Below are 12715 nucleotides of genomic sequence, written 5' to 3'. Positions count from 1 at the left end.
CCGAGGACAGTGCTGACGCTAAGGGCTTTCAGCTGATAGTCGATACACGTTCCAGCCCGCTAGAGCGGCAGCTGGCACGGCGAATGGCAATCCGAGGCGCGCAATATCCAGATAACTTACGGCCAGCAACCCGAACCCACCGACAACAAGAACCGAGGCAGCGTTGAGCGCGAGTGCCAGAAACTGCCACCCCGGGGTGAGCCTCAGGCCGGCCAGCGCCGCGCCCCAGAATCCCGCCACGGGAACCCAGGTGAGCACGGCGGGATAAAACTGCGTCATCCAGGCAGGTACAAGCATTGCCGCAGCCGTCATGAGCAGGGCTGCCAGCCCGTTCACGACCACGTACGCCCCCCGATTGCGACGAATCCGACGCGCGCGAAAGTTCCTCGATGCTCGATCCGATTTCATTGGCGCGTATCGTTTGGGAACAGACTGCCGATGCAGGCAGGCGGAGCAGCAACGACATCGCCATCCTACTCGGCTGGCTTCTCACGAACGTGGCGGCGAGCGAAATCGCAGGTGTCAGAGCTCGGCGCGCGAAGGCCGTGCAACACCGGGCGATTTGCCCGCCACCGGCGCGGTCAGCTGGAGCAGGCCGTACCAGGCGTGGACGTCTGCTGCTGCGCGGGCCGTCCAACGAGCATGGCGTGGGTCTTCTTGTCGACCTTCACCATTCCCAGCTTTGGGTGCAGCCAGTAGTGATACGTCTTTGCTTCGGCAGGGGCCTGCGATGCAGGCTGCGACTGCGCGAACGCCGGTCCGCCGAGGAACGCGAGCGCGAGCAGGGTGATCGTTGTGGTCCTCATCATGTTCTCCTTCCGCATGTGATGGCTCCAATGTGCGCTCTAGGTGCTTTCCCGGGCTTGTCCGGAGGATTACAGATTTGCATGCCACGGGCGACAAAGTTCGATCAGCCGCGGCCCTCGGCAGGTTCGGCGTGCGGGAGCCCCGCGGGGACCGCCATGGCGTCCTGGCACAGGAACGCATTGACGTAAACGAGCTGTCCCGGATGCAGGTTGAGATCCGGTGGCAGAGTCACCAAGTGCCGGCGGACGCCTCCGCGGGACGGTACCTGATAGGTCAGGATCACATAGCGGTGACCAGCCAGTTCTCCGGGGGACAATCCGCGCGTGCAGCGCCAGTAGCGTGGTTGCTGCACTGCTTCGCCGCTGACGATCCGCTCCACCTTGCCCCGGCGCCATCCGTCCCGGAAGTCGTACTTGCCCTCGAACAGGGTGGAACATCCGGAAAGGAGTGCGGCGGCGGCCGCGGACATCACCGTGGCCTTTAGCATGCCTATCGAAAGTTCAATCGGCGATCCGCGACGCGTGATCTGGCGTGCCATGACGACCTCCCCGTGATATGCGTGTCGTTGTTTCAACTTAGGACGCGGAACGCACCTGCGGGGTGACCACCGGATTACAAATTGGTCATCCGTAGCATTTCTTGAGCGCGCTGGGACTAGGCTCACTCGTAGCCGCAGTGCGTCGAGCTAACATCGGCACGGCTACGGTCGCAATGGCAATGGCGGCCGGAGTCTCGAGGAGCATGCGTGAAGATTCTTGTCGTAGAAGACGAGCCCAGGGCCGCCGAATACCTGCGCCAGGGCCTGGCGGAGAGTGGCTACGCCGTGGAGGTGGCGGGCAACGGCACCGACGGCTTGCACCTCGCGGCGAACGGTGACCACGATCTCGTGGTCCTGGACGTGATGTTGCCGGGGATCGACGGCTTCGCCGTCCTCTCGGCGCTGCGAACGTCCCGGCAGGTTCCCGTCCTGATGCTCACTGCACGCGATCGCGTGGACGACAAGGTCCGGGGCTTCGACCTGGGGGCCGACGATTACCTGGTCAAGCCTTTTCAGTTTCCCGAACTGCTGGCGCGCGTTCGCACGCTGCTGAAGCGCAACCAGGCGATTCCGGCGGACCCAGTGGTGCGCGTCGCGGACCTCGAGATCGACCCGGTGCGCCACCGCGCCACGCGCGCGGGGCGCCGCATCGATCTGTCGGCGAAGGAATTCGCCCTGCTCTCTCTGCTCGCACAGAAGGCCGGCCAGGTCCTGTCGCGAACACAGATCGCGTCCCTCGTGTGGGACATCCACTTCGATTCGGACACCAACGTGGTGGAGGTTGCGGTGCGCCGCCTGCGGGCGAAGATCGACGACCCCTTCGACGAGAAACTGATCCACACCGTCCGGGGAGTGGGATACGTCCTGGAGCGGCGGACCTGATGGCCACCCCGGCACTGCCGCGGTTCTCGATGGCGGTGCGCATTGCACTCGCCACCACCCTCTTCGGCATGGTACTCATCGTGGTAGGCTTGGCGGTCGGCTACTGGTCGCTGTCACGGCAGCTCGATGCGCGAGCGGCCGCCGAAATGAACGGAAGGCGCGAACTCGTTGAGCATCTGCTGACGGAGGCCAGCTCCATCCAGGGGCTGCAGTCCAGTCGGCACCGATTTACCGACGTTCTGATCGGCCACGACGACCTCTATCTGGCTCTGGAGGACGCGCGCACGGGCACCTTGATCGCGAACTACTCCGGTCCTGCCGCCGAAGCCGCCCCGGTTGCCGGCGGCGCCCCGTCGACAGCCATCGCGGGGCACGCTCGCCCCGGCCGCGGTACGCGGGTGGAGGCGATGAAGGCCACGCTTGAACTGAGCGACGGCACGCCTGTGCGGTACTACCTGTCCATCGACCGGCACGAGGACGTCAAGCTTCTGAGTGGGTTCGTGCGGGCCAGCATGCTCGCCGTGCCGGTTCTGCTCGCAGTTGTGGCGCTGGGCGCCTGGTTGATCGCCCGAATGGCCCTGGCACCGTTGCTGCGTTTTCGGCGGCTGGCTGCCGCAATTGGCGAAAAGTCGCTCGACCAGCGCGTTTCCGAAGCAGACCTTCCCGCGGAACTCGCAGAGCTGGCGCGCGAGTTCAACGCCATGCTGGAGCGCATCGATCGCGGCTACCGTCGCCTTCAAGAGTTCTCCGCCGACTTGGCGCATGAACTGCGTACGCCCATCGCGACCGTCATGGGCCGCGGCCAGGTGGCCCTGTCGCAGCGGCGCACGGAAGCACAGCTGCGCGACGTGCTGGAAGGGGACATCGAGGAGCTCGAGAGGCTCTCCCGCCTCATCGCCGACATGCTGTTCATCGCGCAGGCCGAACACGGCCCCGCGGCGCTGAAGCTCGAACCCGTCGACCTGCACGAGGAGGCAGGCCGGGTGATGGACTATTTGTCTGTCGTCGCGGAAGAGAAGGGAGTCAGGGTGGTGCTGCAGGGCAACGCGCAAGTCGACGCTGAACGGCTGCTCGTCCAGCGCGCGATCACGAACCTGATGTCCAATGCGACCCGGCACGCGCGGCCGAACTCGACTGTCCGGGTGGACATCGCCAAAGACGCAGACGGATCGCGTCTGCACGTGGCAAACACCGGCGAGGCGATCGCCGCCGAGCACCTGGACCGGATTTTCGACCGCTTCTACCGCGTGGATGCTTCCCGAACGCGCCTGAGCGGCGGTACCGGGCTCGGGCTTGCCATCGTGCGGTCCATCATGGAAGCGCACAGCGGCGAGGTCACGGCAGCAAGCGATCCCGCCACGGGGACCACGGTTTTCACTCTGTTCTTTCCTGAACAGGCGCACGGCGCGGCGGCGTTCGAGGATCGAACCGCCATCAAGGCGCCTCGCAAATCTCCGCCAGCGGCTTCGAGTTTCGCCACCAAATGAAGAGGCCCTTGGCGCTCGGCGTCAAGGGCCTCCTCGCAGGGTCAACGGCTTGCTTACTTGGCCGCTTCGATCTGTGTCACGACAAGGGCACCACCGACCGATTCGGCATGAAAGCGCACCTTGTCACCCGGTTTCAGGTCCTTGAGTAGTTCCGGCTTCACGGCCCGGAAGACCATTGTCATTGGCGGCATGTCCAAATTGGTGATGGCCTCGTGCTTGATCGTCACTTTGCCCTGCTCCACGTCCACCTTCCGCACTTCGCCGGCGGTCAGGGTGGCCGAGACAGCAGTGGCGGCAGGTGCGGCCACTAGCTGCTGCGGCTCTCCCACAGCGATCGCACTGCCGGTCAGTCCCAGCACCAGCACGCCCGCGGCCACCACCGCCTTCTCTTTCAGCTTCATCACTTACTCCTCGGATATTGGATCGAGCCCTGGCCGGGCGCTGAGTTCCAGAGGTCACGCGCTCGCGGGCGGGCATGCACGGCTGCACGCATGTCTCCAATTTACGGGTCGGCGCCCCAACAGACGCTGACCCTCCGATTACAAGATTGTTGGAATTGCGCGGAAGCCCAGGGGCCGCCGGTTGGGGGCTCACCGGGCTACGACCACCCTGCCAACCATGCCGGCCTGGTAGTGGCCGGGGATCAGGCAGGCGAAGTCGAATTCCCCGGCACGGTTGAACGTCCAAACCAGTTCCCGCGACTTGCCGGGGCCGACATGCGCCATGTACGGCTCGTCGTGCTCCATGCTCGGGAACTTGGCCATCATTGCGGCGTGCTCGTCCAGTTCCTTCCGGGTTCCGAGCACCAGCTCGTGCATCACCTTTCCCGCGTTCCTGGCCACCAGCCTCACGGTCTCGCCCTGTCTCACCTCGATGTGATCGGGTGTGAAGCGCATGTTGTCACTCATAGTGAGTTCGATCGTGCGCCTCGCATCTCTCGCTTCGCCGGCAATGCCCCAATCCTTTTGCTCCTTGCGGACCGGTGCGTCTTCCTTGTTCGGGTGCTCCGCTTCGCCATGCGCGGCGGCACCGAACGAAAGGCCGGCCACCGCGGCGGCGAACAGGGCGTGAATGAACCTCATGTGCGAGTCCCTTTGTGATTGACGGTAGTAGTGAATCAATGGCCCAAGTGCCTGCCCGAGGGCTTGCGAATCTGCACTTCGACATCCTTGCTGCCCGGTGCGGGGCGCGCGGGCACGTCGGCGCGGGGGGCGCTCGGCAACGTGCCGGTGAATTCATAGGCCACGGTGCCCGCGGGGTGGTGGTACCAGCCTGCGTCGCTGTAATCGCCCGGCTTCTGGTCGCGCCGCACCTTCACGGTGGTGAACATGCCGCCCATTTCCATGTTGCCGAAGGGGCCCTCCCCGCCCATCATCCGCGCCGTGTTGTGCGGGATGGGCATCTCCATTTCGCCCATATCGGCCATGCCCCGCTCGCCCATCACCATGTAGTCGGGGATGAGGCTGGTAATCTTTCTGGCCACTCCCCGGTGATCCACGCCGATCATGGTCGGCACGTCGTGGCCCATCGCGTTCATCGTGTGATGGCTCTTGTGACAGTGGAAGGCCCAGTCGCCTTCTTGGTCCGCCACGAACTCGATCTGCCGCATCTGGCCGACGCCGACGTCGGTGGTGACCTCCGCCCAACGGGTGCTTTTCGGGGTGGGCCCACCGTCGGTTCCCGTGATCACGAATTCATGCCCGTGCAGGTGCATCGGGTGGTTGGTCATGCTCAGGTTGCCGATGCGGATGCGCACCTTGTCGTTCTGGCGCACGTTCATCGAATCGATGCCGGGGAAGATCCGGCTGTTGAACGTGAACAGGTTGAAGTCCAGCATCGTGCTCACCTTGGGCGTGTAGGCCCCCGGCTCGATGTCGTAGGCATTGAGCAGGAGCACGAAATCGCGATCCACCCGGTCGATCAGCGGGTGCGCGCCCCTGGGGTGCGTGACCCAAAAACCCATCATCCCCATGGCCAGCTGCACCATCTCGTCGCCGTGCGGGTGGTACATGAAGGTCCCTGGCCGGCGCGCGGTAAACTCGTAGACGAAGGTCTTGCCGGCGGGAATGTGCTTCTGCGTCAAGCCGCCAACCCCATCCATGCCATTGGGCAGGCGCTGCCCGTGCCAGTGGATGCTGGTGTGCTCGGGCAGCCGGTTGGTGACGAAGATGCGCATGCGGTCGCCTTCGACCACTTCGATGGTGGGTCCCGGCGACTGCCCGTTGTAGCCCCACAGGTGGGCCTTCACGCCGGGCGCGAGCTCGCGCACGACCGGCTCGGCGACCAGGTGGAATTCCTTGACGCCCTCGTTCATGCGCCAAGGCAGCGTCCAGCCGTTGAGGGTCACCACGGGGCTGTAGGGACGGCCGGTGTTCGGAACGACCGGCGGCATGGTGTCCGGCTTGGCCTGCGTGACCGCGTCTGGAAGCGCGGCCATGGCCACCTTGCTCACCGCCGCGGCAGTGGCGGCACCAGCGATCGCACCGGCGCCCGTCAGGAAGTTGCGTCTGCTTGTCATGGAATCTCGTACGTTGGCGGGGCCGGGGCTCAATGCCCTGCGTCGCCGCCGCTACCAGAACTCGTGGACACACGCGTGCTCCCGCTGGCCACCGGCTTGCCCACGAGCGTGGAAGCCAGGCCAGCATCAGCCAGCCAGAACTGCTGCAAGGCGTTGATGGAGGCAGTGACGGTGGCAATCTGGTCGCGCGTGTCGGCCAGCAGCTCGAATACGCCGATCAGCATCCCGTTGTAGCGAAGTTGGCTTTCCTCCGAGATGGCTTGGCGCAGAGGGACGATCTCGTCCCGGTAGTGCCTTGCCAGGTCGTATGCGCTGCGATACGCGGAATAGCTCTCGCGCAGCTGCGACGAAGCAGTGCGGATCACCGCGTCGTAGCGGTTCGCGGCCGCGAGCGACTGGGCGTTCATCGCTGCACGTTGGGCACCGCCCCAGTCGAAAAGCGGGATGCGGACACTCAGCTCGAACCCGTTGCGGTTTTCGCGGTCCGCGCCCAAGTGAGGCTGGTCGGGCGCATTGTCGAACAAGGTATCGTGACGCACGCCGAGCTCCACGTCCACGACGCTGTTCAGGAGATTGAGACCCTGCGCCTTGCCCGCGACCTGGAGTTGAAGCCGTGCGAGCTGCACGTCGAGACGCTGCTGGAAGGCCATGAGGACCATTTCGGCAGGCTGGCGGGGTTCCTTCGGCAGGTCCGGAAGGCGCTCCGGCAGCTTCAGCTGCTCCGCCTGCGTGGTGTTGAGTCCGAGCTGCCGCACCAGCTCCTCGCGCGCCGCGGTGCGCGCGTGCGTGGCCGACGTCAGCTGGGCGGCCGCATCCGCATAGAAGGCCTGTTGTCGTGCGCGCTGCAGCCGGGTGAAGTTGCCTACCTGGTGCATGCGGCGCGCAAGCTCCGCGCTGGCTTCGGCAGCCTGGTACACCTGCTGCGCGTACCCCAGCGACTGCTGGGAGGTCACGGCATGTACCCATGCCAGGCGCACCGCGTTCACGTGCTCCACGATGCGCGTGGCCAGCTGCACCCGGCCTTGCTCGATCTGGCTGCGTGCAATCGCCTGCCGCTGCGGCAGGGTGATCAAGTCCAGCAGGCCGATGGACAGGAGGCGGGCGATCTCTAGCTCCTCGCCCAGGCGCATGCGCTCGAAGGTGAAGACCGGATTGGCGATGCGGCCCGCCTGATCGGCGAGCGCCATGTCGTTCCAGCCTTGCGCGATCAGCGCCTGCACGGTCGGACTGTTGGCGAGCGCGAGTCGCACGGCATCGTCCATGGCGAGGGGGCGAGCCAGGAGCTCGGAGGCAAGCTGCTCTCTCGCCTCGAGTTGCTGCGGCGTGCGACGGAGTTCCAGGTTGCCCTCGGTGAATCCGGGCAGCGCCTGGTCCGTGTCAGCGACTGCCTGGTCGATATTCACTGTCGCGCAGCCCGCCAGCGCGAGCAGCGCCGCGGCGACGGCTCCGAGACGGAGATCTCTTCGCATGCTCATCGTGCGGTTCTCAATGATTCGCATGGCCGTCGTGGCCTGTGGGAGCCGCAGGCGCAGAGGCGGGAGCCACGCTTGCCGGCGCAGCGCCGCCCGACTGCTGGCTCTCCCGCGCGTACTCACGCCATCCACCAATGCGGCCGACCATGTCGTTCGCATCCCTCCAGGACTGCACTTGTTCGTCGGAAAAGGGCTGGTACCCCGACAGCGGGGCGCTGTACGACATCGGCGCAACTGGCAGTTGTGGCTCGCCGCCCGTCACCGCTGCCGGCGGTGACTGCGCTGCCGCAGCGGCGGCAAGGGAAAGTGCGGCCAGTGGCAGCAGCTGGAAGTATCGAGACATGGGACTTCTCTCGGGCCAAAGGCAGGCGCCGGCGCGGGCAAGCGCCAAAGCAAGGAAGGATCCGGCGAAGGCCGGGAGCGGGAACGAGCCGGAAGAGGCGGCTCAGCTGCGAGGCGGTTTGTCGGGCTGCCTCAGGCCGATGTCCGCAATACGCGTCAGGACCTCTGGAGCGTTCCCCTGTGTGGTGGGGGAAGCGAACGCGAGCTGATAGGCGGGGGAAGAGCCCAGCGCATGGCAGCAGGCGGCGCACAGGCCGCACTGGTGTCCCGGAGCGTCCATGCCCGCTGAAGCAGAGGCGACTGGAAGCACTTGACTGTGGGGCGGCACCTCGCCGCTGCCGTGGTGCGCGTAGAAGTGTTCTCCGCCGATGCGCTCTGCCTCAGCACGATGGTGCGCGACCAGTCCAGGACTGCCGCACAGCAGCTTCGTCGTGGCGGCAAATCCCTGGAACGGGACCGCGAGTACGAGCAGCCAGAAGAACAGCAGCCGAAGGCGCGACATGCGGATGGATTCTAGAGAGGGTCGCAGTTTTCGTGGGCCTGCGGACAACACCTGCTCACGATGGCTTCGGAGCGAACGCTTGACCGCTTGCGCAGTGTAGGAACCGAACGCCTTCGGAGCGCGAACAGCAGGATTACAGAACTGAAAGGTTCAGCCGCCAAAGCTGGCCCGAACCTCACCGGAACATGACAGTTCCGTCATCTGAACCGCCGACGCACCCTGTCTTGAGCCGTGTCAACAGGTCTCGTCGAACCGGAACCTATCTTGAGTTCATCAGCGGGCTTCGCGAAAGGACATCCACCATGGATCATGACCATCACCACGAGGGGCCGCACCCTTCCCGATATGGTCGCGGAAAGATCGCCTTCGTGGTCATGCTCGCAATCGCGGCGTTCTTCCTCATTCTCGAGCACCGCGCGCACCTTGTCGGCATCCTGCCGTATCTGCTGATCCTCGCTTGCCCGCTGATGCACCTGTTCCACCACAGCGGCCACGGTGGCCATGCCGCCCATGACCATGAGCAGCGTCGCGAAAGCGCGGAGTCGGACCTGAAGGAGCACAGATCATGAGCGGACAACCCCCCGCGTATGGCCTCTGGAGCCTCGTGGCGCTGAACTCGCTGGTGTTCATCATCTTCGCGTTCAGCTTCGCCAAGCCGCAGAGCTCGCGCGACTGGCGCTCCTTCGGCGCCTTCTCCGCGTTCCTGCTGGCCTTGTTCACCGAGATGTACGGCTTCCCGTTGACCATCTACCTGTTGTCAGGCTGGCTCACGTCGCGCTTCCCGGGCGTCGACTTCCTTTCGCACGACGCCGGGCACCTGCTGGAAGTGATGTTCGGCTGGCGGGGCAACCCTCATTTCGGGCCGTTCCATTTATTGAGCAGCCTCTTCATCTTCGGTGGATTCATGCTGCTTGGCTCCGCCTGGAATGCGCTGTACCGCGCGCAACGCGATCATCGGCTTGCGACCACCGGCATCTATGCCCGGATTCGCCATCCGCAGTACGTCGGCTTCGTGATGATCATGTTCGGCTTCCTGCTGCAATGGCCGACGCTCGTCACACTGGCGATGTTCCCGATCCTCACGCTGATGTACGCACGCCTGGCGAAGCGCGAGGAAACGGACATGGAGCGCGATTTCGGGGACGCCTGGCGCGAATACGCCAAACGTACCCCGCGGTTCCTGCCACGTAGCAGGTCGCAGGCGCACCGCTCCGCCTGAGCACTCACAGCTTCTTCATCGAAAGGTCATCATGAAACCCCACCGCATCGCTGCCACCTGCACTTTTGCCCTGATGGCTTCCGTCGCTTCCGCTCAGTCCGCCGATATGCCCGCCGAGTCGCCGGCAACCAGGCAGGATTGCGTGAAGCGCCATGACCACGGTGCCGAACGGCAGATGCCCATGCCCCAGACTGGCTGCAAGGCCGCAGAGAAGGTCGGCAAGGCCCAACCGAAGGCGAAGAAGACCGACCCCATCCAGGGCCACGATCACGGCAAGGTGCACAAGAACCAGTAAGGCATTCCCCGCGCGCCGGCCCATCCCACGCGGCGGCGCGCGCCAACGCGGCGCCATGATGATGCGCGATCCTTATCAAGTGCAGCGCGGTACCCACGGCGGCCACTGCGAGTGCGAGCAACTGGCCGCGGCGCTGGGATGTGATCCGAGCACGATCTCATTCGACTTCTGCCTGCGCGTCCTGCAGCGCCATTGGCGAATCAACTGCCGCCATGGAAGCACCGAGGATGCACCTCGTCGTTCCATAGCGCAGCACTGGAAGGACGCCGGACCGACGGACGCCGTCAAGGCGATCCTGATCAGCAACGCCCCGGAGGAGAGTTGATGAAGAAGGAACCAACGACGACGTCCGCGCGACCCGTAGCGGCAGGTCTCCACATGCAGTGGATCGACTACTGCGGGGACGTTCTCTGGCGCACGGCGGCCACCATGGACACCCTGCGCGAGCGCTCCGACAACATGGAGGAGCATGAGAAGGCCGGCATGCCGCCCCTGCTCCACTTCAACGCCGAGGAGGTGGCGGACGCCCATGACTTCTCGCCGCCTTCGAACTATCGCCTGCTGCACATCACGCGCTGCGGCACCGACGGGCTCGAGCGCTTCGTGCGCCCCGATGCCGCGCCCGTCATCGTCGTGGATCCGCGCGCGGGACACGGTCCCGGTATCGGAGGCTTCCGGCGCGACTCCGAAGTGGGAATGGCCCTGCGTGAGGGTCATACCGTCTACTTCGTGGTGTTCGATCCGCTGCCGGTAGAAGGCCAGACGATCTCCGCAGTCGTGGAGAGCGTGGCGCGCTTCATCGCCATCGTGTGTCGCCGGCATCCCCGTCAGCAGCCGATCGTCTACGGGAACTGCCAGGGCGGTTGGGCCGTCATGATGGCGCTGTCGCATTGCGGACGCCGCACGGGCCTGGCCGTGCTGAATGGCTCCCCGCTCTCGTACTGGGCCGGTGCGCCGGGCGTGAACCCGATGCGTCTGGGCGGCGCTTTCGGCGGCGGCGCGTGGCTGGCCCACCTGGCTGCCGACCTGGGCGCGGGGCGCTTCGACGGTGCGGGGCTGGTGCAAAACTTCGAGCTGCTCCAGCCGGAGGCGGTCTGGAAGAAGTACGACGGCCTGTGGGCGCAGCCTGAACGCGAGCACGACCGCTTCCTGGAGTTCGAACGCTGGTGGAACGCTTTCTACTTCCTGGGACGCGAGGAGATCCTTTCGATCGTGCGCGATCTCTTCATCGGCAACAAGCTGGAACGTGGCCAGGTGGTCGTGGACGGCCACTGCCGCGCCGACCTTCGGCGGTTCGCCACGCCTCTCGTGATCTTCTGTTCCTGGGGCGACAACATCACCCCGCCGCACCAGGCGCTCGGCTGGCTGCGCGCCATCCACGGCTCCACGGCGGACCTGGTCGCCGCAGGGCAGCGCATCGTGTACCTCATCGACGCGCGGATCGGTCACCTGGGCATCTTTGTCTCGGCCGACATTGCCCTGCACCAGCATCGCGCCATCCTGCGCCACGTGCGCGAGATCCAGTCATTGCCTCCCGGGCTTTACCAGATGCGCGTCGATGCGGGTGGCGGCGCGGTGTTCGAGCCGCGCAGGCTCGAGGACCTCGCCTTCGACCCACAACCCCCCGGGTTCGCAGCCGCCCACGAACTGTCGGAGGCGCTGGACGCGCTGTACGGAGCCTTCTTGTCGCCGTGGCTCCGGCTGGTGGCATCGCGGGAGAGCGCCGACCTCCTTGCGCACTGGCACCCCATGCGCGTGAGCCGGCAATGCTGGTCACCACGCAAAGTCGCCGCCATGGCAGTCCTGCCTCGGCTCAAGGAGGGCGCGCGGGCTGCCGCAGCGCAGCCGGCGCAGCGCGATACCAACACGTGGTACCGACTGGAACGCATTGCGTCGGACGCAGTGCACGACGGCATCCAGGCTTGGCGGCAGTGGCGCGACCTGGCGGCGGAAGCCTGGTTTCTTTGGCTGTTCGGAGCGTCGGTTTCCGGTGTGCCGAAACCCAACCCACCCAATGTAGCCAGTAAGTGCGCCACCTGCAGCGCGCGCCACCTCGGCGCGGGCGCAACCGGGTGCTGCGAATTTTCCGAGCATTGCGCGATCCTGAGCGGCAGTCCTGCATGAGCGCATTGCTGGAGGAACGTCGTGGAATGAAAAAGCCCGCCAGCGTAGCGGCTGGCGGGCATGCTGGTGCTGTTCAGGAACGAACCGGAAACGTTCCCGCTGCGCGCGTTACAGCCTGGACGCCTCCCGCAGCATCCGCTGATCGGCGGAATCGTTGATCTTGCCGTGCTGCTTCTTCAGGTGAATGTCTTCGGCAACCGCTTGGGCTTTCGCGTTCCCGGCCGCTTGCGCGATCGGCTGCTTCGCGGCATTGGAGATGCCGTGCTCCTTCGCGTTGTGGATCGCCTCGGCCGCCATCTTCGGGCCTTCGGTGCCGGGCGTTTCGGGTTCCTGCGCAGGCGAAGCGATAGCGAGGGATGCGGACAGGGTCGCCGACAGCAGGGCGATGGTGCTCTTGAACGCGAACATGAGTGACCTCCGTTGAATCGTTGTGGGGTGCCGCCCTTCGGGTGGCAGTGAGAACCCCGTCTCACGATGTCAATGTAGGCGGCGGGCGCCGACGCTGCCGTGACCCTCGCATTACATTTTC

The 12715-nt window shown here is 65.4% G+C and carries 16 protein-coding genes; 7 read left to right on the top strand and 9 right to left on the bottom strand.

Features of this window, described 5'->3' with window-relative positions:
* Positions 1-18 precede the first annotated feature (18 nt).
* From JJ685_RS08730 to JJ685_RS08720, 3 genes are all read right to left on the bottom strand, one after another.
* Positions 19-408: a hypothetical protein gene (locus JJ685_RS08730; protein WP_201673865.1), complete on the bottom strand. Its 390-nt coding sequence runs from the start codon at positions 406-408 to the stop codon at positions 19-21.
* A 173-nt stretch (positions 409-581) separates the two neighbouring features.
* Complete coding sequence (locus JJ685_RS08725; RefSeq protein WP_201673864.1) at positions 582-806, bottom strand: hypothetical protein; 225 nt, start codon at positions 804-806, stop codon at positions 582-584.
* A 104-nt stretch (positions 807-910) separates the two neighbouring features.
* Complete coding sequence (locus JJ685_RS08720) at positions 911-1345, bottom strand: hypothetical protein (protein ID WP_201673863.1); 435 nt, start codon at positions 1343-1345, stop codon at positions 911-913.
* Positions 1346-1552: 207 nt separating this feature from the next.
* Here JJ685_RS08720 and JJ685_RS08715 point away from each other — a divergent pair, with 207 nt between their 5' ends.
* Together JJ685_RS08715 and JJ685_RS08710 are read left to right on the top strand one after the other, a co-directional pair.
* A complete protein-coding gene (locus tag JJ685_RS08715) occupies positions 1553-2227 on the top strand; it encodes a heavy metal response regulator transcription factor (protein ID WP_201673862.1) in 675 nt (224 codons plus the stop codon).
* Positions 2227-3714 (top strand): heavy metal sensor histidine kinase, encoded by a 1488-nt coding sequence (locus JJ685_RS08710; RefSeq protein ID WP_236598851.1) that lies wholly within the window; start codon positions 2227-2229, stop codon positions 3712-3714. The genes JJ685_RS08715 and JJ685_RS08710 overlap by 1 nt, the downstream gene beginning before the upstream one ends.
* A 53-nt stretch (positions 3715-3767) precedes the next feature.
* Here the strand turns inward: JJ685_RS08710 and JJ685_RS08705 are convergent, their stop codons facing one another.
* The 5 genes from JJ685_RS08705 to JJ685_RS08685 all read right to left on the bottom strand — a co-directional run bounded on the left by JJ685_RS08705 (position 3768) and on the right by JJ685_RS08685 (position 8548).
* On the bottom strand, positions 3768-4115 hold the full coding sequence (locus tag JJ685_RS08705) for a copper-binding protein (RefSeq protein ID WP_201673861.1): 348 nt from the start codon (positions 4113-4115) through the stop codon (positions 3768-3770).
* Positions 4116-4304: 189 nt separating this feature from the next.
* Positions 4305-4796 (bottom strand): cupredoxin domain-containing protein, encoded by a 492-nt coding sequence (locus tag JJ685_RS08700; protein ID WP_201674711.1) that lies wholly within the window; start codon positions 4794-4796, stop codon positions 4305-4307.
* 35 nt (positions 4797-4831) lie between these two features.
* Positions 4832-6232: a multicopper oxidase family protein gene (locus JJ685_RS08695; RefSeq protein ID WP_201673860.1), complete on the bottom strand. Its 1401-nt coding sequence runs from the start codon at positions 6230-6232 to the stop codon at positions 4832-4834.
* A gap of 29 nt (positions 6233-6261) precedes the next feature.
* Entirely contained in the window at positions 6262-7701 is a 1440-nt protein-coding gene (locus JJ685_RS08690) for a TolC family protein (protein ID WP_201674710.1), read from the bottom strand.
* 448 nt (positions 7702-8149) lie between these two features.
* The gene (locus tag JJ685_RS08685; RefSeq protein WP_201673859.1) at positions 8150-8548 is read right to left on the bottom strand and encodes a hypothetical protein; all 399 of its coding nucleotides are present in this window, start codon (positions 8546-8548) and stop codon (positions 8150-8152) included.
* 302 nt (positions 8549-8850) lie between these two features.
* Between JJ685_RS08685 and JJ685_RS08680 the strand changes: the two genes are divergently transcribed.
* The 5 genes from JJ685_RS08680 to JJ685_RS08660 are packed head-to-tail and all read left to right on the top strand — an operon-like array spanning position 8851 to position 12186.
* Positions 8851-9117 carry a DUF2933 domain-containing protein gene (locus JJ685_RS08680; RefSeq protein WP_201673858.1) on the top strand — a complete coding sequence of 89 codons (267 nt, stop codon included), beginning with the start codon at positions 8851-8853 and terminating at the stop codon, positions 9115-9117.
* The gene (locus tag JJ685_RS08675; RefSeq protein ID WP_201673857.1) at positions 9114-9767 is read left to right on the top strand and encodes a methyltransferase family protein; all 654 of its coding nucleotides are present in this window, start codon (positions 9114-9116) and stop codon (positions 9765-9767) included. Before JJ685_RS08680 ends, JJ685_RS08675 begins: the two co-directional genes overlap by 4 nt.
* A 31-nt stretch (positions 9768-9798) precedes the next feature.
* Positions 9799-10062, top strand: a complete 264-nt coding sequence (locus JJ685_RS08670; RefSeq protein WP_201673856.1) for a TrbC/VirB2 family protein — start codon at positions 9799-9801, stop codon at positions 10060-10062.
* 55 nt (positions 10063-10117) lie between these two features.
* Positions 10118-10387, top strand: a complete 270-nt coding sequence (locus tag JJ685_RS08665; protein ID WP_201673855.1) for a hypothetical protein — start codon at positions 10118-10120, stop codon at positions 10385-10387.
* Complete coding sequence (locus JJ685_RS08660) at positions 10387-12186, top strand: DUF3141 domain-containing protein (RefSeq protein ID WP_201673854.1); 1800 nt, start codon at positions 10387-10389, stop codon at positions 12184-12186. The genes JJ685_RS08665 and JJ685_RS08660 overlap by 1 nt, the downstream gene beginning before the upstream one ends.
* 108 nt (positions 12187-12294) lie before the next feature.
* On the opposite strand, the gene JJ685_RS08655 is transcribed toward JJ685_RS08660, so the two are convergent.
* Positions 12295-12594, bottom strand: a complete 300-nt coding sequence (locus JJ685_RS08655) for a hypothetical protein (protein WP_201673853.1) — start codon at positions 12592-12594, stop codon at positions 12295-12297.
* Positions 12595-12715 lie beyond the last annotated feature (121 nt).

It is taken from the genome of Ramlibacter monticola, from assembly GCF_016722785.1.
Lineage (GTDB): Bacteria > Pseudomonadota > Gammaproteobacteria > Burkholderiales > Burkholderiaceae_C > Ramlibacter > Ramlibacter monticola.
The sequence above is the reverse complement of the archived record's forward strand: the minus strand, read 5'-3'. Positions and strand labels throughout refer to the sequence as shown.